This is a genomic window from Microbacterium sp. Mcb102, from assembly GCF_024519805.1.
Classification (GTDB): domain Bacteria; phylum Actinomycetota; class Actinomycetes; order Actinomycetales; family Microbacteriaceae; genus Microbacterium.
The window spans coordinates 237138-255819 of record NZ_JALJRG010000008.1 but is presented as its reverse complement, the minus strand read 5'-3'; the positions used below and the strand labels follow the sequence as shown (position 1 = coordinate 255819).

At 68.6% G+C, this 18682-nt stretch carries 22 protein-coding genes and 2 tRNA genes; 19 read left to right on the top strand and 5 right to left on the bottom strand.

The features are described 5' to 3' along the window. Positions 1-31 precede the first annotated feature (31 nt). From OC372_RS18395 to OC372_RS18370, 6 genes are all read left to right on the top strand, one after another. On the top strand, positions 32-832 hold the full coding sequence (locus OC372_RS18395) for an enoyl-CoA hydratase/isomerase family protein (RefSeq protein WP_029261848.1): 801 nt from the start codon (positions 32-34) through the stop codon (positions 830-832). A 117-nt stretch (positions 833-949) separates the two neighbouring features. Continuing rightward, a complete protein-coding gene (locus OC372_RS18390; RefSeq protein WP_262003548.1) occupies positions 950-1936 on the top strand; it encodes a hypothetical protein in 987 nt (328 codons plus the stop codon). Beyond that, positions 1933-2727, top strand: coding sequence for an inositol monophosphatase family protein (locus OC372_RS18385; protein ID WP_262003545.1), 795 nt, complete (start codon positions 1933-1935; stop codon positions 2725-2727). Before OC372_RS18390 ends, OC372_RS18385 begins: the two co-directional genes overlap by 4 nt. A gap of 120 nt (positions 2728-2847) precedes the next feature. Continuing rightward, the gene (locus OC372_RS18380) at positions 2848-4107 is read left to right on the top strand and encodes a M23 family metallopeptidase (RefSeq protein WP_262003543.1); all 1260 of its coding nucleotides are present in this window, start codon (positions 2848-2850) and stop codon (positions 4105-4107) included. A gap of 69 nt (positions 4108-4176) precedes the next feature. Beyond that, a tRNA-Thr gene (locus OC372_RS18375) sits at positions 4177-4248 on the top strand. A 34-nt stretch (positions 4249-4282) separates the two neighbouring features. Continuing rightward, positions 4283-4356, top strand: a tRNA-Met gene (locus tag OC372_RS18370). Positions 4357-4459: 103 nt separating this feature from the next. Here OC372_RS18370 and OC372_RS18365 read toward each other — a convergent pair. Then, the gene (locus tag OC372_RS18365; RefSeq protein ID WP_262003541.1) at positions 4460-5116 is read right to left on the bottom strand and encodes a GntR family transcriptional regulator; all 657 of its coding nucleotides are present in this window, start codon (positions 5114-5116) and stop codon (positions 4460-4462) included. Positions 5117-5233: 117 nt separating this feature from the next. Here OC372_RS18365 and OC372_RS18360 point away from each other — a divergent pair, with 117 nt between their 5' ends. Genes OC372_RS18360 through OC372_RS18330 form a run of 7 tightly spaced genes read left to right on the top strand, consistent with a single transcriptional unit; the run spans position 5234 to position 12346 of the window. Continuing rightward, positions 5234-6298 carry a sugar ABC transporter substrate-binding protein gene (locus tag OC372_RS18360; protein ID WP_262003539.1) on the top strand — a complete coding sequence of 355 codons (1065 nt, stop codon included), beginning with the start codon at positions 5234-5236 and terminating at the stop codon, positions 6296-6298. Positions 6299-6325: 27 nt separating this feature from the next. Then, positions 6326-7417, top strand: a complete 1092-nt coding sequence (locus OC372_RS18355) for a mandelate racemase/muconate lactonizing enzyme family protein (protein ID WP_262003537.1) — start codon at positions 6326-6328, stop codon at positions 7415-7417. Then, complete coding sequence (locus OC372_RS18350) at positions 7417-8496, top strand: ABC transporter permease (RefSeq protein WP_262003535.1); 1080 nt, start codon at positions 7417-7419, stop codon at positions 8494-8496. Before OC372_RS18355 ends, OC372_RS18350 begins: the two co-directional genes overlap by 1 nt. Beyond that, a complete protein-coding gene (locus OC372_RS18345; RefSeq protein ID WP_262003533.1) occupies positions 8493-9497 on the top strand; it encodes an ABC transporter permease in 1005 nt (334 codons plus the stop codon). Before OC372_RS18350 ends, OC372_RS18345 begins: the two co-directional genes overlap by 4 nt. Beyond that, positions 9494-11014, top strand: coding sequence for a sugar ABC transporter ATP-binding protein (locus tag OC372_RS18340; protein ID WP_262003531.1), 1521 nt, complete (start codon positions 9494-9496; stop codon positions 11012-11014). Before OC372_RS18345 ends, OC372_RS18340 begins: the two co-directional genes overlap by 4 nt. Further along, positions 11011-11994 (top strand): aldo/keto reductase, encoded by a 984-nt coding sequence (locus tag OC372_RS18335; RefSeq protein WP_262003529.1) that lies wholly within the window; start codon positions 11011-11013, stop codon positions 11992-11994. Before OC372_RS18340 ends, OC372_RS18335 begins: the two co-directional genes overlap by 4 nt. A gap of 16 nt (positions 11995-12010) precedes the next feature. Next, positions 12011-12346 (top strand): L-rhamnose mutarotase, encoded by a 336-nt coding sequence (locus OC372_RS18330; RefSeq protein WP_262003527.1) that lies wholly within the window; start codon positions 12011-12013, stop codon positions 12344-12346. 7 nt (positions 12347-12353) lie between these two features. Here OC372_RS18330 and OC372_RS18325 read toward each other — a convergent pair whose 3' ends face one another. The 4 genes from OC372_RS18325 to OC372_RS18310 form a co-directional block, all read right to left on the bottom strand. Then, positions 12354-13181 (bottom strand): CPBP family intramembrane glutamic endopeptidase, encoded by an 828-nt coding sequence (locus OC372_RS18325; protein WP_262003525.1) that lies wholly within the window; start codon positions 13179-13181, stop codon positions 12354-12356. Between the two features lie 90 nt (positions 13182-13271). Next, positions 13272-13580, bottom strand: coding sequence for a hypothetical protein (locus tag OC372_RS18320; protein ID WP_105712263.1), 309 nt, complete (start codon positions 13578-13580; stop codon positions 13272-13274). Positions 13581-13692: 112 nt separating this feature from the next. Continuing rightward, positions 13693-15363, bottom strand: a complete 1671-nt coding sequence (locus tag OC372_RS18315) for an MDR family MFS transporter (protein ID WP_029261142.1) — start codon at positions 15361-15363, stop codon at positions 13693-13695. Then, positions 15364-15975 carry a TetR/AcrR family transcriptional regulator gene (locus OC372_RS18310; RefSeq protein ID WP_262003522.1) on the bottom strand — a complete coding sequence of 204 codons (612 nt, stop codon included), beginning with the start codon at positions 15973-15975 and terminating at the stop codon, positions 15364-15366. It abuts the gene before it with no gap. A gap of 175 nt (positions 15976-16150) precedes the next feature. Here OC372_RS18310 and OC372_RS18305 point away from each other — a divergent pair, with 175 nt between their 5' ends. From OC372_RS18305 to OC372_RS18280, 6 genes are all read left to right on the top strand, one after another. Beyond that, complete coding sequence (locus OC372_RS18305) at positions 16151-16594, top strand: Asp23/Gls24 family envelope stress response protein (protein WP_081859859.1); 444 nt, start codon at positions 16151-16153, stop codon at positions 16592-16594. After that, positions 16591-16782: a DUF2273 domain-containing protein gene (locus OC372_RS18300; protein ID WP_029261145.1), complete on the top strand. Its 192-nt coding sequence runs from the start codon at positions 16591-16593 to the stop codon at positions 16780-16782. Before OC372_RS18305 ends, OC372_RS18300 begins: the two co-directional genes overlap by 4 nt. Continuing rightward, positions 16779-17126 (top strand): hypothetical protein, encoded by a 348-nt coding sequence (locus OC372_RS18295; RefSeq protein WP_262003519.1) that lies wholly within the window; start codon positions 16779-16781, stop codon positions 17124-17126. The genes OC372_RS18300 and OC372_RS18295 overlap by 4 nt, the downstream gene beginning before the upstream one ends. Further along, positions 17123-17689 carry a hypothetical protein gene (locus OC372_RS18290; protein ID WP_262003517.1) on the top strand — a complete coding sequence of 189 codons (567 nt, stop codon included), beginning with the start codon at positions 17123-17125 and terminating at the stop codon, positions 17687-17689. The genes OC372_RS18295 and OC372_RS18290 overlap by 4 nt, the downstream gene beginning before the upstream one ends. Then, positions 17686-18303, top strand: coding sequence for a hypothetical protein (locus OC372_RS18285; protein WP_262003515.1), 618 nt, complete (start codon positions 17686-17688; stop codon positions 18301-18303). The genes OC372_RS18290 and OC372_RS18285 overlap by 4 nt, the downstream gene beginning before the upstream one ends. Positions 18304-18393: 90 nt before the next feature. Beyond that, a complete protein-coding gene (locus OC372_RS18280) occupies positions 18394-18567 on the top strand; it encodes a CsbD family protein (RefSeq protein ID WP_262003513.1) in 174 nt (57 codons plus the stop codon). Positions 18568-18682: the final 115 nt, after the last annotated feature.

The following is an 18682-nucleotide window of genomic DNA, read 5'->3' as shown; positions in this document are numbered from 1 at the left end:
GACCACACGTCCTGTGCTCGAAGGAGAAGCCATGAGTGATGCCATCCTGTTCGCCGTCGAAGAGGGAATGGCTCGGCTCACGCTGAATCGTCCTGCTCGCCTCAATGCGTTCAACGCCGACCTCGCCCACGCGTGGAGGGATGCGACGGCCGAGGCGACGTCGCGGTCCGACGTGAAGGCGATCCTGATCGATGCGGCAGGTCCGGCCTTCTGTGCCGGCGGCGACGTCATCGACATGGCTACGACGATGGGGGCATCCGGTGCGGAGATCACCGCGCTCGCCGAGGTGATCAACGCCGGTATCCGGTCGCTCACCGAGTCTGCGGTGCCCGTCGTCGCCGCCGCGCACGGCACCACGGCCGGCGGAGGCCTCGGCATCCTGCTCTCCAGCGATTACGCGGTCGTCGGGTCGCGTTCCAAGCTCGGCAGCCTGTACGCGAACATCGGCCTGACTCCCGACCTCTCGGTGTCGGCGCAGCTCGCCAGGGCGGTCGGCCAGCGTCGCGCGTTGCAGCTCGTGCTTCAGGACCGGCTGCTGTCGGCAGCGGAGGCCGTGGAGTGGGGGCTCGTCGCCGAGTCGGTGGAAGGCGCCGACGGTGCCGCCGAGGCGGATGCCGTGCGTGCCCGCGGCGAGGAGATCGCGCGCTTCTGGCTCGCCGGAGCAGCCGACGCGTACGGACAGGCGAAGCGGCTCGTGCGCTCGCAGCCCGAACGCTCGTTCGTCGAGCAGCTGACGGAGGAGGCGCGCTCGATCGGCGCAGCGCTGGAGACTCCGGATGCGCAGGCCAGGGTCGCGGCCTTCGCTGCCGCCTCCGCGAGGAAGTCGGGCTGACTTCTCCTGCCCGCATCGGCGTCGGGTGACGACTTCTCCTCAGCACGGCGCTCGGCCCTCGCCTGCGGCGATGCGCGTGGCAGGATGAAGGCATCGCCGCTCGACGAGAGGATCGCCATGTCCCAGCCGGACATCACCACGCAGCCGCAGGGTGAGAAGAAGAATATGTCGCTGCTGATCAGAGGATCCCTCTGGATCGCCATCGGCGCACTGATCGCCGCGGCGCTCGTGTGCGTCATCTGGGTGCTCGTGGGGGATCAGGACGGGCTGATCGGAAGAGCCTTCCTCACGATCCTGCTCCTGGCGGCCTTCGCGGGGATCGCGATCCTCGAGGCCGGCCTCGCGCCGAATCGCCCCGACTGGCTGCAACTGGCCAGCATGGTGAGCTGGATCGTCGCGCTCCTCGTCGGAGCCGTCAAGATCTGGCTCCCCGAAGACGGCATGTTCTTCGGGGCCGAGCGCTTCTTCCAGCTGCTGCTCGTCATCGGCATCCTGCAGCTCGCCCTCCTGCATGTGCGGCTGTTCACTCCCGCCGCTGAACGGCACGTCACGACCTTCACCCGTGTGATCTACATCGTCACGATCACCTTCCTGGTCGGACTCGTCGGCATGCTCGTGTTCTTCCTCGCCTTCCCGAACACGTTCCACTACGGCGAGCTCTACTGGCGGATCGTCGTCGCGCTCACGATCCTCGTCGCCGTCGGCACCACGCTCATCCCGCTGCTCAACGCGCTGTTCGCGCCGAAGAAGAAGGCGTCGCCCGCTCGTGGCGTCGCACCGGCGCCGTCGTGGCCGACCTACGCCGACGGCGTCACCCCGCTGCCGGCGCTGCCCGACTCGTCGCCCGACTGGAACGCCTACTACACCGGATATCCGACCCCGGCGCCGTCGCAGCAGCAGCTTGCCGCGCCCGCGTCGAGTTTCCCGGTCGCGCCGCAGCCCGTGCCCCCGCAGCCCGTGCCGCCGCAGTTCGCGCCGCCCGCCGCTCCGGGTGGACACCTCGTCCCTCCTGTGCCTGCCGGAGGCCAGGCGTCGGCCCCGCAGCAGGGCGAACCGCCGGCGTTCCCGCCGCCGCCGCCCGCGCCCCAGCAGCCTGCGCAGTGACGCTCGAACTCGAGCTCGGCGAACTCGCGACCGAGATCGCCCGGGAAGCAGGGGCGCTCGCCCGAGCCCGTCGGCGTGACGGGGTGCGTCTCGCCGCCACCAAGACGACCCTCGCCGACATCGTGACGGACGCCGACCGCGAGGTCGAGGCGCTCATCCGCGAGCGTCTGCGCGCCGCTCGTCCCGAAGACGGCTTCCTCGGCGAGGAGTCGGGCGCCGAGCCGGGTGCGAGCGGGATCACGTGGGTCGTCGATCCGATCGACGGCACGGTGAACTACGCCTACGGCATCCCGGCGTACAACGTCAGCATCGCCGCGGTGCAGGGCGAACCCGACCCGGAGACTTGGGTGGCACTCGCCGCCGCCGTCAACGCGCCCGCGCTCGGGGAGATCTTCACGGCAGCCCGTGGCCAAGGGGCATGGTGGGAAGGGAGCCGGCTCGCGGTGACCGAGGAGACTCCGGCGGGAGCGCTCCTGGGCACCGGCTTCGGCTACGACCCCGCGACCCACGAGGGCGATCTCGCCACGGTGGCGCGCGTCATGCCGATGGCGCGCGATCTTCGACGCATGGGTGCTGCGGCGCTCGACCTCGCCTACGTCGCGGCCGGTCGGCTCGACGGGTACTTCGAGCGGGGGCTCCGCCCGTGGGACCACGCCGCCGGGGCACTTCTGATTACGGAGGCGGGAGGCCGCGTCTCCCGGATCGACGTCGAGTCGACGCGGCCGATGCTGGTGGCCGGAGGTCGCGAGGTGCACGCCCGACTGCTCGAGATCCTCGACCCGAAACACTGACCGATTCATGGCATTCCCAGGCTGATCAGGGTATGGTTTACCCGATCGTTACTTTCGCCACCCGAAGGTGAAAGTCTGAGTTTGCGCCCCCGAGCATGACGCACGACCGAGAGAAACGCTTTGCCCTTCGAGAATTCCCAGGCTGCCTCTGCGCCCACGCGCCGGTCCAGCCGACTCCGCACTGAGGCCCCCGAAGCCTCCGCGGCGGGAACGACGGCACCCGACTCCGCGGCAGAAGCCGCGGCCATCGCCCTCGCCGTCGTCGCTCCGCTTTCCCGCCGTGCTGCACGCCGGCGACAGACCACCGATGACACCGTGGTCGAACCGCCCTTCATCGCCCCGACGCCCGAGCCGATCATCGCGGATGTGCCCGCCTCGCCGGTTGCGGTCGACAAGGTGGAGCAGATCATCGAGATCGCCACCGGCGACGAGGCCCACGCCGCGGCCGACTCCGAGCCGGAGCCGGCGACCGACCTGCCCCTCGAAGACGATGCCGACGCCTTCGAGCGTGCGTCCCGCGCTTTCCGCACGGGCTCGATCCCGACGGTCGACTCCGCCGCCGCCGCGTTTACCGCGCAGAAGCCGACGGCTGCGGACTCTGCGCAGCCCGAGGCGCCCGTCCACGTCGTCGCGCGCCGCCCGCGTAGCTTCCGCAAGGTCGTGGCCGTCGGCGCCAGCGTCGGCGTGATGAGCCTCGCAGGGCTCCTCGCCGTCTCCATGACTCTTCCCGCCGAGGCTGTCGCCGCGGTTCAGGGAACCTCGGTCGCCGCCACTTCGCTGGTCTCGGCTGCTGCCGCCGACGCGAAGGGAGCGGCCGACGACGAGATCCAGGCCTTCGTCGCACCCTCGGGTGTCGAGAACGAGACGCTTGCGCGGTCCGATGACTTCAGCACCGTCTCGCTGGTCCAGGTCGCCGCCGAGCAGGGCATCAACTACTCGGGCGAGATCTTCACGAACGACCCCGACGCGGCCATCCAGTGGCCCTTCCTGGTCGGCGTCGGCATGAGCTACGGGTACGGCATGCGCAGTGGCCGTCTGCACGAGGGCATCGACTTCGTTCCCGGCGACGGCGCCCCGGTTCAGGCGATCGCCGACGGCACCGTCCGCATCGCGACCGAGCAGGGCGGCGCCTACGGCGTCACCGTCTACATCGACCACGTCATCGACGGGTCGGTCATCACGAGCCACTACTCGCACATGCAGTACGGCTCGCTGCAGGTCAAGGCCGGCGAGACCGTCAAGGTCGGCACCGTCGTCGGCAAGACCGGAAACACGGGCCGTTCCTACGGCGCGCACATGCACTTCGAGCTCATCGTCAACGGGTCGACCATCGATCCGATGCCGTGGCTCAAGGAGAACGCCGGGCGGACGTCGTACTGACCGGCCCGGATTTCATGAGGACGCCACAGTAATGGTATTCTCGTACGGTTGCCCCGCGAGGGGCAGCACGCCCCGATAGCTCAGTGGCAGAGCACTTCCATGGTAAGGAAGGGGTCGTCAGTTCAATCCTGACTCGGGGCTCGCAGCATTCTTCTCACGCGGACGGATGCCTCGCGGCAGGGTAGCTCAGCTGGTTAGAGCGCACGACTCATAATCGTGAGGTCGCGGGTTCAAGCCCCGCTCCTGCTACAGACTTAAACCCCCGGTCATCCGGGGGTTTTGTCGTTTCCTGAACGGGCGCGGTATAGCCGATGATGTGGCCCGGCGCCGCGAGAGAGCAGGCGTGCGCGTGTCAGTCGACGACGCGCATCAGCCGGTCGCGGGAGCGCTCGATGTGCGTGCGCATCGACTCCGCCGCCGCGGTGGGATCGCCATCGGTGATGGCGCGCACGATGGCCGCGTGCTCGTCGACCGTGTCGGACACGTACGCGCCCGTGTACGCGAGTCGGAACGTGTGCAGGTGGCAGTGCGTGCGCGCATACGCCTGGCGGACCGTCTCGTTCTGCGCCGACCGGAACACGAGATCGTGCAGTCGCACGTCATGGCGGGAGAGCAGGCGATAGGCGTCCGCCTCTCCAACCGCGGTCCGCCCCGCCTCGACCTCGTGAGCGAGTTCCTTCAGGTCCGTGGCCGAGCGGCGCTCGGCGGCGCTCGCCGCGCTGCCCGGCTCCAGCAGCAGTCGCAGTTCGAAGAGTTCGGTCAGGCGCGTCCGGTCGAGCAGATCGGTCGTGCGGTACCCGCGCAGGGGGAGCTTCTCGACGAGCCCGTCCGACTCGAGTCGCGCGAGCGCCTCCCGCACCGGGGTAGGTGACACTTCGAACTGCCGGGCCAGCTCGCCGGCGTTGATGCGTGCGTCCGGCGGGTAGGTGCCGTCGAGGATCGACTGCTGGAGCGCGCCGTACACCTCGTCGCCGAGCATCGTGCGTGCACCGGGGGTGAAGGAGGGCAACTGACCGAGCGTAGACATCCGACCTTTCCCTTGACATAGCGGCGGAGTGCAGCCATCATATCCTTTGAAAGATCAAATACGATATTTCAAAAGGAACCCTTTCCTGGAGGCTCAAAGATGCGCATCACACAGCACGTGCGGCTCGGCGCCGTCATCGCGGCAACTGCCGCCCTCACCCTCGCGCTCGGCGCCTGCACCCCGCAGAACGCCGATCCGGATGCCGGCGGCGACGGGGCCGGCGGGGATCTGTCCGACGTGCGCGTCGCCCTCGTTCCCGGCGGCGCCCACCCGTACTTCCAGCCCTGGATCGAGGCCGGCGAGAAGGCGGCCAAGGACTTCAGCCTCGGCGAGGTCACGTTCAACGAGACCGCCGAGTGGGACCAGACCAAGCAGAACGATGTGATCAACTCGCTCGTGGCCAACGGCTACAACGCGTTCGGCATCTTCGGCGTCTCCCCGACGGACATCAACGCGACCTTCAAGAAGCTGACGGACGCGGGCGTCGCGGTCGGATCCATCGCCTCCTGTCCGGCCGGCGACGAGAACCTCGCCGCCTTCTGCCTCTCGACCGACACCGAGGAGGCCGCGTACCAGGCGGCCGCTGCGGCCATCGAGGCGATCGGCGGCAAGGGCACGATCGTGCACATGACCGGTAACAACGTCGATTCCAACACGCAGCGTCGCATCGAAGGCGTCCAGCGCGCGATCGACGAGACCGACGGCGCCGTCACCCTGCTCCAGACGATCACCGACGTCGACACCGACCTCGCCACGGCCCAGAAGGCGGCATCCGATCTCCTCGCGGCAAGCGGCTCCGAGATCAACGCGATCGTCACCACGGCCTACAACCCGGCCGTGGCGAGCGCCGAGGCGATCGCCGAATCCGGCCTCGAGATCCAGCTCGTCGCGATCGACGACGACGCCACCATCCTCGACGGCATCCGCGACGGCTCCGTCTACGGAACGGTCGCGCAGAACCCCGCCGGCCAGGCGTATGTGGGCAGCTGGGTGCTGGCGCAGCTCGCGAGCGGCACCTGCGAGATGGCCGACCCCGGAGTGATCGTCGACTCCGGTTCGTTCGTCGTCACGAAGGACAACGTCGACACCTACGACGACGAGCGCGTCGCGTTCGCCGAGAAGGTGAAGAAGCAGTTCGACGACGAGCTGCTCACCTGCAAGTGATCTGACCCACACCAGGAGATGTACCCGATGGCCAGTACGATCACCGATGCTCGCGCGTTCCTCGTGGACGTCGCCGTCGAGACCGAACGCACGGATGCCGTGCAGAGCTTCGTGTCTCAGGAGACGATCTTCGTCGAGCTCACCACGAGCGATGGCCTGCACGGCCTCGGGTACTCCTACACGATCGGAACAGGGGGTCGCGCGGTGCTGTCGATGCTGCGCGACCACCTGCTCCCGATCCTCGTCGGCCAGGAAGCCGACCGCATCGAGGCGGTCTGGTACCGCCTGTTCGCCTCGACCCGCGCGACGACGACCGGGGCCATCACCTCGCTGGCCCTCGCCGCCGTCGACACGGCGCTGTGGGACATCGCCTCGCGTCGTGCCGCGCTCCCGCTCTGGCGGCTCGCGGGAGGGTTCCGTCGTGACATCCCCCTCTATGACACCGAGGGCGGGTGGCTGCACCTCGACACCGACGAGCTGGTGGCCGGAGCGCTCGCCTCGAAGGACGCCGGGCTCAAAGGCGTGAAGGTCAAGATCGGCAAGCCGAGCGGACAGGAGGACCGCGAGCGGCTGACAGCTGTTCGTGAGGCGGTCGGCGCGCACTTCGACATCATGGTCGACGCCAACCAGTCCCTGACCGGCGCGGAGGCCATCCGTCGTGCTCGACTGTTCGACGGACTCGACCTCGGCTGGATCGAAGAGCCCCTGCCCGCCGATGACATCGAGGGGCATGTCCGCCTCGCGGCATCGACATCGACACCGATCGCGGTGGGGGAGTCGATGTACTCGATCGCGCAGTTCCGCGAGTATCTCGACCGCGGCGCCGCGGGAATCGTCCAGGTGGACGTCGCCCGCATCGGCGGGATCACCCCCTGGCTGAAGGTCGCGCACCTCGCCGAGTCGTTCAACGTGCACGTGTGCCCGCACTTCCTCATGGAACTGCACGTGAGCCTGGTCGCCGCTGTCCCGAACGGACGCTACGTCGAGCACATCCCGCAGCTGCGAGCGATCACCCGGACCGGTATGACCATCGAAGGCGGCCGCGCCCTCGCGCCGGAGACGCTCGGCCTGGGCATCGATTGGGATCGCGATGCGATGGACGACAGGATCGTGCTCTGATGTCGCGTCTGGGTGCTGCCGCGCGCGCCGAGCTCCGCTCACCGCGTGCGCTCCTCGTCGTCCTGATCGTCGTCCTGGCCACGACCCTGGCGATCCTCAAACCGGCGTTCCTCAACGGCCCCTTCGTCATCGCGCCGCTGCTCACGACGATCGCGATCTTCACCGTCGTCGGGCTCGCGCAGATGGTGGTGCTCTCGATCGGTCACATGAACCTCGCTGTCGGTCAGCTCGCCGGGATCGGGGCGCTCGTCACCGGTGCCGCGTTCGAGAACCTCGGCCTGCCACTCCTCGCCGGGCTCGCTCTCGGGGTGCTCGCCAGTACGGCGCTCGGCGCGCTCGCCGGATGGATCATCGCCAAGACCGGCGTGAACTCGTTCATCGTCACCCTCGCGATGAGCTTCACGCTGCTGGGACTGATCCCCACGCTGTACAAGTCGTGGAGCACCGGCCAGGCGTTCACGGTCTCGCCCGCCGGGTTCGAGACCATCGGTCGCGGCACCTTCGCCGACGTCTGCATGTTCGGCTACTGCGGCTCGAACGCCGTGCCGCTCATGGTCCTGCCCGCCCTCGGCTGCATGGCCGTGATCTGGTACTTCTACACCTGCACCCGCAGCGGACGCGAAGTCCTGATGACCGGCAGCAGTGTGAAGGCCGCAGAGCTCTCCGGCATCCCGACCGCGAGCCGGACCATCCTCGCGCATGCCCTCTCCGGGCTGCTCGCGGCGATCGCCGGGTTCTTGCTCGCCGCGAGCACGGGGTCGTTCACCCCCGCCATCGGCAGCGAGTTCATGCTCTCCTCGTTCCTCGGACCGATCCTCGGCGGCACGCTGCTCGCCGGCGGCCTGGTCTCGATCGTCGGCACCGCGCTCGGCATCACGCTGACCTCGGTGATCCGCAAGGGGCTCGAGCTGTTCGGGGTCGGGCTCGAGACGCTCAACGTCCTGCTCGGCGTCATCCTCCTGGCGGCACTCGCCACGGACCGGCTGCGGCTGCTCTTCGCGCGACGCCGTCCCGCCGCAGCGACGGAGTCCGCCGCGACGCTCGCCGTCGAACTCGAAGAGGCGGAGGCCCACCGATGAAACGCATGATCAGCGCGAACAACCTCCTGCTGGTAGGGATCGTCGTGGTCGGAGCCGCCGTGCTGGGCATGGCGACGTCGGGACAGTTCTTCGGCCCGGTGTCGATGACGAGCTTCTTCCGGTTCGTCAGCGTGCCGATCCTGATCGGGCTCGCCCAGATGATCACGCTCTGCGTCGGGCAGCTCAACCTCGCGGTCGGTGCCATCGGCGGCGTCGCGGCCTGCTTCACCGGCGTGATCGTCACATCCTGGGGCGTCCCCCCATGGATCGGTGCCCTCGTCGCCGTGCTCACCGGCGCCGTGCTCGGCCTCGTCAACGGTCTACTGGTCGTCGGCACCAGGATCAACGGCTTCATCGTGACTCTCGCGATGTCGCAGATCCTGATCGGTGTGCAGTACGCCCTCGTCGGCACCCGCACGATCGAGCGCAAGGCGTGGCCCGAGCTCGCCGCCTTCGGGCGGTCGGAGATCCTGGGCATCCCGACGATCTTCCTGATGACGCTCGTGGTCGCCGCGATCGTCGCCCTCTACTTCGCGCAGACGGTGTCGGGGCGAAAACTGCTGGCCAGCGGCGGCAACGCCTCGGCCGCGCAACTCGCCGGAATCTCGACCGACCGCGCTCTCGTCGTGGCCCACACGCTCTCCGGACTCCTCTGCGGCGTCGCCGCGATGGTGAGCATCTCGTTCCTCCCCGGTGTGAACACGACCGTCGGCGGCGACTGGCTGCTGCCGAGCTTCGCCGCACCGATCATCGGCGGCGTCGCGCTCGCCGGAGGGACCGTGGCAGTCCTCGGCACGGTGCTCGCGGCGATGGTCGTGCGGCTCGTGGATGCCGCCAGCCCGATCTTCCGCTTCGACGCCGAGGTCGTGAACTTCGTCGTCGGTGCGGTGGTGCTGGGTACCGTGGCTCTCGGCAAGCTGCGCGAGGTGCAGGCGTCTCGACATGCCAGCAGGATCAGATCGTTGCGGGCGGAAGCCGCACTGGCGGAGGTGAAGCGATGACCGTCGCACTGGAAGTCCGGAACCTGCGCAAGACGTTCCCTGGCGTGACCGCGCTCGCCGACGCGAACCTGACCCTCGAGGCCGGCTCGGTGCACGCCCTCATGGGCGAGAACGGCGCGGGCAAGTCGACGCTCATCAAGATCGTGACCGGTGTGCAGGGCGCCGACTCCGGGAGCCTGATCCTGGGCGGTGAGGAGATCTCGTTCTCGAACCCGTTGGAGGCGATGGCGGCCGGTATCGGTGTCGTGCATCAGGAGCGCAACGTCGTCCGCGAGTTCACCGTGGGGGAGAACATCGCCCTCTCCGCGATGCCCCGCCGTGCGGGCACGGTCGACCGGCGGCAGGTGTGGCGCGAGTCGAAGCGCTGCCTGGACATGCTCGACCTCGACATCGATCCCCGCACCCCCATGCGTGAGCTCTCGGCCGCGCAGATCCAGCTCGTGGAGATCGCCCGCGGCCTGTACCGCAGCGCCAAGGTGCTCCTGCTCGACGAGCCGACCGCCTCACTCAGCAACGACGAGGCCGACCGGCTCTACAAAGTGGTGCGGCAGCTCAGCGCCGAGGGCACCGCCATCGTCCTCGTCAGCCACAAGCTCGACGAGGTGTTCGCGCACTGCGATGCGATCACCGTGCTCCGCGACGGCAGCACCGTCATGCCCTCGCAGCCGATCGCGGACACGACCCATGACGAGGTCGTCGCGCGGATGGTCGGCCGCACGCTCGCCGATCTGGAGGTCGAGGAGCGCGAGGTCGACCGCACCGTCACGCCCGCGCTCGAGCTGACGGATGTCAGCACCGCCGCCGGGCATCGCCGCATCTCGCTCGCGGTTCATCCGGGAGAGGTGCTCGGGATGTACGGGCTCGTCGGCGCCGGCCGCACCGAGCTCGCGCGAGCCATCCTCGGACTCGACCGAGTCGTCGGGGGAGAGGTGAAGGTCGACGGCAGATCGGTGCGGATCCGCTCCGTGCGCGATGCCCTGCGCCGTTTCCGCATCGGCTACGTCACCGAGAACCGCAAGGAGGAGGGAGTCTTCCTCCTGCAGTCGATCACGCGCAACGTCGCCGTCACCATCTGGTCGGAGATCTCGAAGGTCCTCGGATTCGTCCCCGGGCGCACGGAGCGCGACGCGGTGCAGACCCACGTCGACGCCCTGGATATCAGGATCAGCTCGCAGGATCAGCTCGCCGGACAGCTCTCCGGAGGCAACCAGCAGAAGGTCTCTCTGGCCAAGTGGCTCGCCGCGCGGACCCGTGTGCTCATCATCGACGAGCCGACGGTCGGGATCGACGTGCGCACCAAGCGCGCGTTCTACGAACTCATCTGGCGGCTCGCCGACGACGGCATGGCGATCCTGCTCATCTCGAGCGACCTCGCCGAGATGGTGACGCTCGCCGACCGCATCGTCGTCATGGACCAGTTCATCGTGCGCGGCGTCGTCGAGAACACGCACGATTACCAACCGATGAGTGCGGCCGTGATGAGTCACATCCACGGATCGTCGGTGGAGGCCTCATGATCCCCGTTCGCACGCATCGCGGGCTCGACGTCAGCATCCTCGGCATGGGATGCGCCCAGCTCGGCAATCTGGGCAGCGTGATGACCGACGAGGAGGCGGAAGCGTCGGTGCACGCGGCCTGGGACGCCGGCATCCGCTACTTCGACACGGCGCCCCACTACGGACTCGGGCTCTCGGAGCGCCGACTCGGCCGCGCGCTCGCCGCGTATCCGCGGGACGAGTACGTGCTCTCCACGAAAGTCGGGCGACTACTCGTCCCGAGCCCGGAGACGGCTCACCTGCGGGACATGGCCAACCTCTTCGACGTGCCGTCCGACGTGCGTCGCGTCTACGACCTCAGCCGCGACGGCGTGCTGCGGTCGCTCGAGGCGAGCCTGGACCGGCTCGGAGTCGACCGGGTGGACGTCGTGTACATGCACGACCCGGACGACCACTTCGACGCCGCCAGGACCACCGGTGCGCAGACGCTGTCGGCGCTGCGCGACGAGGGCGTGATCGGAGCGTACGGCGCCGGGATGAACCAGGCCGGGATGCTCGCCGACCTGATCGAGCAGACCGACGCGGACATCGTGATGTGCGCAGGCCGGCTCACACTCCTCGAGCAGGCCGCCAGTCTGCGGATGCTGCGGCTCGCGCGCGAGCGTGGTGTCGCGGTGGTCGCCGCCGCCGTCTACAACTCGGGACTCCTCGCCCGTGACAGCGTGCCCGACCGGGTCAGCTACGACTACGCCGATGCGCCCCTGGACGTGGTGGAGCGGGCGCGCGAGCTCGAGCGCATCTGCCGCGCGCATGGCGTGACGCTGCCGTCGGCCGCCGTGCAGTATCCGCTGCGGATGCCGCAGGTGGTCTCGGCCGTCGTGGGGATGCGCGGGGTGCAGCAGGTGACGGAGGCCGTCGCCCGCGCGACGGCGGTGATTCCTGCGGAGCTGTGGACCGCCCTGCAGGACGCGGGACTCATCGTCCCACCGGAATCGATCTGAGCGCGGAGGGGACCACATGCGCATCGCCCTGCATTCGATCATCGCCGAGGGCGCGGTCGACGACTACCGAGCCCACCACGCCCGGATCCCCGACGCGCTGCGCGACCTCTTCGGCGTCGCTGGCATCCACGACTGGACGATCTGGCGCTCCGGTCGCGACTTGTTCCACCTGGTCGAATGCGACGACTTCGAAGCGGCGATGCGTGTCGTCGAGGCCTCGCCGGTGAACGACGCGTGGCAGGCCGACATCGGCCGGTTCGTCGAAGGCTTCCACGGTGCTGATGGCGAGGACGGCTTCACCCCGATCGAGCAGGTGTGGGCGCTGTCGGTGCAGCGCGGCACCGACGCGTGACGCGCGGTCAGGCCGGACGTGTCTCGCTGAGGTCCGGGCGGGTGTCGCCGACGCGGCCGCGGATGAAGAAGATCGTCACGAAGCCGGCGACGACCACCACGATGTTGCCGAGACCGGCGAAGCCCGTGAGCGCGCCCTCCGCCGGGTAGGCGGTCTGCAGGAAGATGCTCGGGTCGGTGCTCGCGTGCAGCAGGATCGGCGCGATGATCGTTCCGGTCACGCGGAGCGCGAGGTACATCAGGATGCCGAAGGCGAAGGTGTAGACCAGCTGGAACCCGGTCGCGAGGAGGTTCTGCCCGTTGAGCAGGTTGCCCGCGTGCAGTCCCGCGAAGAGGGCGGCCGAGACCACGGCCACCACGACCTCGCGGTGGCCCGCCTTGCGCATCAGGTTCACGACCAGGCCGCGAGTGAGCACCTCTTCGGTGAAGCCGATCAGGAGTCCGGCCAGGAGCCACGTCAGCACGACGTCGAAGCCCGCCTTGCCGTAGTCGATCGTCGCGAAGCGGAGGATGTTGAACAGCAGCACCACAACGATGGCGATCCACATCCAGCCTCGGCCGCGGATCGGCTGCCGGCCGAAGACCTCGCGCCACCACCCGACCGAGAGGGTGAAGGCGGCGAGGATGACGGCCCCGACGAGTTCGGGCAGGACGTAGAACACGGCGAGGCCCGCCGCGCTGCTCGGTTCCTGGATGTTCAGCGCGAGCGGAGTGAACGACAGCGAGAGCAGCTGGAAGAGGACGAAGTACGCGGCCGTGAGGAGGAGCGCTCGCCACCATCCGCCCTTTTCCCAGAACCTCTTCCAGAACGTGGCGGTGGGTGCGGGAGAGGTCATGAGGACTCCAGGCGGTGGGGGAGGGCCGGCGTGTTCACGTCAGTTTTGCGCAGGCCGGCGCTGTGCGTCCAGCGGAGACATCTCGGCGTGTCAGCGAGGAGCGCTCCGACCCGCACCCCGGTTGCGCGTCGGTGGGAGGTGCGGGATCGGGATCGGCCGCGTCGCCCGAGAGGCGTCCTGGAACCTCCGGACGGCGTCGAGCACGTCCTCTGCGGAGCTGTACCGCAGGGCGAGGGGGAGGTCGCGTCGCCACAGGACCTCGAACTCCGTCGGCGCGTCTTCGAAGATCGTGCAGACCACTCGGCGGTGATCGCCCTCCGGGTAGTGCAGATCATGGATCGCCCAGTCGGTGTCGCCGACGCGCGCCAGGGCGAACCTGCGGTCCGGGTCGTGCTCCATCGTTCTCCTGCCTGTCCCCACGATGAAGGATGACCGCTCGCTGCGCGGAAAGGGAGGGGCTTGACACCGTCGCGCCCTCACCCTTCATCGGAAGGGTGAGGGCGCGAGGATATCAGCGGACCGTCGGTGTGGAACCTGTGTCCGTCGGCCCGGCATCCGCCGTTGCGAGATCGTCCGGATGGGCGATGCCGCGCTGCTCGGCTTCCATGCGCTCCGCTTCCTCACCGCTGATCGCCTCGCCGCGGGCGACGAGTCCGGCCTGATCGGACAGCGGGATCTGCTTGAGGAACAGCGACAGCACGAGTGCGAGTGCGATGAAGGGTACGAGGTACCAGAACACCGGCGCCAGAGCGTCCGCGTACGCGGTGACGATGCCGTCGCGCACCTCGTCGGGGAGGGTGTTCAGCGTCGCGGGGTCGATCGTGGACGCGGCCTGCGACGCGGCATCCGGCGAGGCACCGGCCCCGGCGAAGACCCCGGTGAGGTTCTCGGTCAGGCGCGTGGTGAAGATCGTGCCGAACACGGCGGTTCCCAGCGACGCGCCCACCTCGCGGAAGTAGTTGTTCGTGCTGGTGGCGGTGCCGAGCTCGCCCGCGGGGACCGCGTTCTGCACGACCAGGACGACGACCTGCATGATGAGGCCGAGCCCGGCGCCGAACACGAACAGGAACGTGCAGATCAACCAGATCGGTGTGGAGGCCGACAGGGTGGTCATCGAGACCATCGCGATGCCGGTGATGATCGTGCCGAGGATCGGATAGATCTTGTACTTGCCGGTCTTGGAGATCGCGATGCCCGAGAAGATCGACGTGCCCATCAGGCCCACCATCATCGGGATCATCAGCAGACCGGATTCCGCCGCCGAGGTGCCGGACGACATCTGCAGGAAGGTCGGCACGAAGCCGATCGCCGCGAACATGCCGATTCCGAGCACCAGTCCGATCGCGGTCGCGTTCACGAAGATCGGGTTGCGGAAGAGGCTGAGCGGGATGATCGGGTCCTTGACCCGCGATTCCGTGATGACGAAGGCCGTGGCTGCGACGATCAGGCCGGCGCCCCAGGCCCAGGTGGCCAGCGAATCCCAGCCGAACTCCTTGTCGCCGCCGAAGTCGGTGAAGAAGATCAGGCAGGTGGTCGCGATCGAGAGGAAGATGACGCCGAAGATGTCGATCGGCTTCTCGGCCTTCTTGCTCGGCAGCTTCAGCGCGACCAGAGCGATGATGAACGCGGCGATGCCGACGGGGATGTTGATGTAGAACGCCCACTGCCAGGTCAGGTGGTCGACGAAGTAGCCGCCGAGGAGCGGCCCCGCGACGGCCGACAGACCGAACACGGCGCCGAGCGGGCCCATGTACTTGCCGCGCTCGTTGGCGGGCACGATGTCGGCGATGATCGCCTGCGACAGGATCATCAGGCCGCCGCCGCCGAGGCCCTGCAGGGCGCGGAAGACGACGAACATCCAGAAGTCGGTGGCGAAGGCGCAGCCGACCGAGGCCAGGGTGAACAGCGCGATGGCGACCAGGAACAGGTTGCGTCGGCCGAGGACGTCACCGAACTTGCCGTAGATCGGCATCACGATGGTCGTGGCGAGCAGGTAGGCGGTGGTGATCCAGACCTGGTGGTCGACGCCGCCGAGCTGGCCGACGATGGTCGGCATGGCGGTCGAGACGATGGTCTGATCGAGGCTGGAGAGCAGCATGCCCGCGATGAGGGCGCTGAAGATGATCCAGATGCGGCGCTTCGTGAGCAGGAAGGGCGCATCCTTCGTGGCGGTGGCGGACATTCAGAGGTCTTTCTGTGACGGTGCGTAGAGCGAGCGGGCGAGGTCGAGACGTCGGGTGATGAGGTCGCTGAACGGCTCGGTGGACTGGTGGTGCAGGAGCTGGTCCATGCTCATCCGCACGAGCGCGCCGACGGTGTGCACGATCACCTCGGCGCGGAGTCCGGCATCAGCGTCGTCTCCGGTGCGGCGGACGATCAGCCCCATGTCGCGACGCTCGTTCTTGGCGAGCTGCTCGAACGCGGCCTTGAGCAGACGCGGCTCCTGCTCGATCACGGCGAACATCGCCGGAGCATCCTCGACCGGGTTGAACAGCTCGAAGCGGCGGATCGTCAGCTCGATGAAGTCGTCGAGCAGGTCACCGTGTTGCGAGGCGAACTCCTCTTCGAGGGCCTCTTGGCGCGAGTCGATGGTGGCGAACCCGAAGACCGCGTTCTCCTTGCTCTCGAAGTAGTTGAAGAAGGTGCGTCGGGACACGCCCACCTCGGCGCACAGCTCCTCGATGGTGAAACCCGCGAAGCCCTGCTCCGTCGTCAGTCGGCGGGCGGCATCGGTGAGTGCACGGGACGTTTCGCGCTTGCGCTGCTCCCGCAGTGAATCTGCACTGTCGCTCATGGAGTGCAATATTGCACTCTCTTCCTTGGAGTGCACTGTGAGTGCCCGCTCAGGCGGGGACGAAAAAGTTCCGACGAATCTGTGACGTTCTCCGCCCGGCATCCGTCCTAGTGGTGTCGCTGAACGGCGACCCGCACTCCGCAGGGGGACGGATACACGGATGAAGGAGCTCGAGATGGCGAACGTGACCGGCAGTACTCAGCCCAAGACCCAGATCGTCGCACCGCAGCAGGGGGCTGCTGCGGGCAAGACCACGATCGAGGATGCGGTGGTGGCGAAGATCGCCGGCATCGCCGCTCGCGAGGTCAGCGGCGTCTACGCACTCGGTGGGGGCACCGCGCGCATGGTGGGGGCCATCCGCGACGCGCTCAACACCACCGACCTCTCGCAGGGGATCCGCGTGGAGGTCGGGGAGACTCAGGTCGCGGTCGACGTGACGATCGTCGCCGAGTACCCGGTCTCGCTCCAGAAGGTGGCGGACGACGTCCGCGCCGCCATCCACCGCGCCATGGTGGAACTGGTCGGCATGGAAGTCGCCGAGGTCAACGTGACCGTCAACGACGTGCACATCCCCTCCGATGACGAGGGCGACGGCACGCAGGAGACGCGAGTCCAGTGACCGCGTCGGTGATCGGAGCGGCGGCTGCGGCCGCCCTCGCGTTGACCTGGGTGGCTCTGGGCTTCTGGGCCTTCGTGCTCGTGGCACTGGCGATGCTGGTGGGCGCGGTCGCCGGCCGCATCATCGACGGTCGACTCGACCTGCGGGCGCTCGCCGAGGTCTTCCGAGGCCGGCGCTCCTCCTCATGACGGCCGACCGCTCACCCCTGGCGGAGGCAGGTGCCGTCCTGGGGACGACGACCTTCACCGCCCGCGCGCTGCAACGGCTCGCCGTGGGCATCGCGCACGATGTCGCCCGGGTCTCGGCTCGCGACGTCGGGGTGCAGCTGTCGGACGATCACGGTCCACTGCGGATCGCGGTCACCGTGCCCGTGGCCGTGGCATCGACGCGTCGAACGGACCTGGTCGCCGGCGGGGAGGAACTCCGCACCGGTCTGATCGAGGGCATGCGAGAACTGGCCGGCCGTCAGGTCGGCACCGTGGACGTCCGGTACTCGGGCGTCCACCGGAGTACGGAGAGGAGAGTGCGATGACGAACGAACAGGCGACATATCGCCGCGTCCTGCGTCGCGAGACGCACACGTCCCGCACTGCCGCGGCGGTGGTGGTCGCATCCATCGGTGCCCTGCTCCTGATCGCGCTGCTCGCCGGCGCCGTGTGGTGGCTTGTCGACGGCGGCTTCCGTGATGCGGCAGCGCGACCGCTCGAGGAGATCTCCGTCGGGGTGCAGCAGCCGCCGGTGCTGTTCGCCGTGGGTGGGGTGCTCACGGCTCTCGCCGTGGTGCTCATCGCGCTCGCACTGCTGCCCGGACGACGGGCACGGCGGGCACGCCTCACCGAACGGACCGCGCTGCTCGTGGACGACGGCGTGATCGCCGACTCGATCGCCGCGGCGGTAGCCCGTCGTGCCGGCGTCGAACGCAGCCGGGTGGCCGTCTTCGTCGGCCGGCGCACGGTCGAAGTCCGCATCACTCCGACCAGCGGCGTCTTCGTCCGGGTGGCCGACGCCGAGGACGCAGCGAACGACATCCTCGCGGGGATCGGCTTCTCGGCCACCCCGCGCGTCATCGTCGAACCGAACGGAGTGGTCGCATGAACGCGACGAACCGATTCGTGAACCGCAGCGTGCTCTTCCTCGTGGGTGCGGCGCTTCTGATCGCCGGAGCCGTCGCTCTCGCGGCAGGAGTGCTCTCCGCCGGTGATCCGCCGGCGTGGGTGCGGCGGCCGGCGGCAGAAGTCGCGGCCGCGTGGAAATCCGTCGACGACCGGACGTGGCAGGTGATGGGCATCGGCCCGGTGCCGATGCCGCTGCTGTTCGCGGCGGCGGCTGCGCTGGTGCTGACGGTCCTGCTGGTGGTGTTCCTGATCTCGCGCCGACGTGGGCGCTCGAAGACCGTGCTCGACGTGCATACCGCCACCGGGCGGACGACTGTCGATCGCAACGTGGTCGACGCCGTGCTCACCGAGCCGCTGATCCGGCGACCCGATGTGCTCTCGGCCCGCACAGGCACCTACCGTGTCGGTCAGACGCGCGCGGTCGAGTTGGCCGTGACCGTGCGGCCGGGGGCTCCACTGGCGAACGTCGTCGCGGCGGCCGAGGCGGCGATCGGCGAATGGGACGAGCTGCTGGGGTCTCGAATCCCGATCCTGCTGCACCTCTCGGACCGGCGCTGGAGCGAGGGTTTCCGCTCGCCGATGAGAGTGCGGTGATCGGGTGCGACGGCGACACAGACCAACGCACGGACCACGTGCGTGAACACGCGAACCCGAGACACGGGTGCGATGAGAAAAGGAGACGCCATGGGCGCTGAAGACAAGATCAAGGCCGCTGCGGAGAAGGTCGCCGGCAAGGCGAAGGAGGCCGTCGGCAAGGTCACCAACGACGACAAGCTCATCGCCGAGGGCAAGGCCGAGCAGGCCAAGGGCGAGATCCGCGACACGGCCGAGAACGTCAAGGATGCGTTCAAGAAGTAGCGGACGCGGGGAGGGACCCGACCGGGTTCCTCCCCGATCACTCCCAGGTCGGTCGGCGAGGATCCGATCCGGTGAGGCGTCGGTTCCGAATCTCCTGTGGGGATCGGATCGAGGG

Excerpts from the sequence above, each read along its gene's own strand:
- OC372_RS18395 (WP_029261848.1), top strand. The coding sequence starts at position 32 with ATGAGTGATGCCATCCTGTTCGCCGTCGAAGAGGGAATGGCTCGGCTC.
- OC372_RS18390 (WP_262003548.1), top strand. The coding sequence starts at position 950 with ATGTCCCAGCCGGACATCACCACGCAGCCGCAGGGTGAGAAGAAGAAT.
- OC372_RS18360 (WP_262003539.1), top strand. The coding sequence starts at position 5,234 with ATGCGCATCACACAGCACGTGCGGCTCGGCGCCGTCATCGCGGCAACT.
- OC372_RS18355 (WP_262003537.1), top strand. The coding sequence starts at position 6,326 with ATGGCCAGTACGATCACCGATGCTCGCGCGTTCCTCGTGGACGTCGCC.
- OC372_RS18350 (WP_262003535.1), top strand. The coding sequence starts at position 7,417 with ATGTCGCGTCTGGGTGCTGCCGCGCGCGCCGAGCTCCGCTCACCGCGT.
- OC372_RS18345 (WP_262003533.1), top strand. The coding sequence starts at position 8,493 with ATGAAACGCATGATCAGCGCGAACAACCTCCTGCTGGTAGGGATCGTC.
- OC372_RS18340 (WP_262003531.1), top strand. The coding sequence starts at position 9,494 with ATGACCGTCGCACTGGAAGTCCGGAACCTGCGCAAGACGTTCCCTGGC.
- OC372_RS18335 (WP_262003529.1), top strand. The coding sequence starts at position 11,011 with ATGATCCCCGTTCGCACGCATCGCGGGCTCGACGTCAGCATCCTCGGC.
- OC372_RS18330 (WP_262003527.1), top strand. The coding sequence starts at position 12,011 with ATGCGCATCGCCCTGCATTCGATCATCGCCGAGGGCGCGGTCGACGAC.
- OC372_RS18325 (WP_262003525.1), bottom strand. The coding sequence starts at position 13,181 with ATGACCTCTCCCGCACCCACCGCCACGTTCTGGAAGAGGTTCTGGGAA.
- OC372_RS18320 (WP_105712263.1), bottom strand. The coding sequence starts at position 13,580 with ATGGAGCACGACCCGGACCGCAGGTTCGCCCTGGCGCGCGTCGGCGAC.
- OC372_RS18315 (WP_029261142.1), bottom strand. The coding sequence starts at position 15,363 with ATGTCCGCCACCGCCACGAAGGATGCGCCCTTCCTGCTCACGAAGCGC.
- OC372_RS18310 (WP_262003522.1), bottom strand. The coding sequence starts at position 15,975 with ATGAGCGACAGTGCAGATTCACTGCGGGAGCAGCGCAAGCGCGAAACG.
- OC372_RS18305 (WP_081859859.1), top strand. The coding sequence starts at position 16,151 with ATGGCGAACGTGACCGGCAGTACTCAGCCCAAGACCCAGATCGTCGCA.
- OC372_RS18295 (WP_262003519.1), top strand. The coding sequence starts at position 16,779 with ATGACGGCCGACCGCTCACCCCTGGCGGAGGCAGGTGCCGTCCTGGGG.
- OC372_RS18290 (WP_262003517.1), top strand. The coding sequence starts at position 17,123 with ATGACGAACGAACAGGCGACATATCGCCGCGTCCTGCGTCGCGAGACG.
- OC372_RS18285 (WP_262003515.1), top strand. The coding sequence starts at position 17,686 with ATGAACGCGACGAACCGATTCGTGAACCGCAGCGTGCTCTTCCTCGTG.
- OC372_RS18280 (WP_262003513.1), top strand. The coding sequence starts at position 18,394 with ATGGGCGCTGAAGACAAGATCAAGGCCGCTGCGGAGAAGGTCGCCGGC.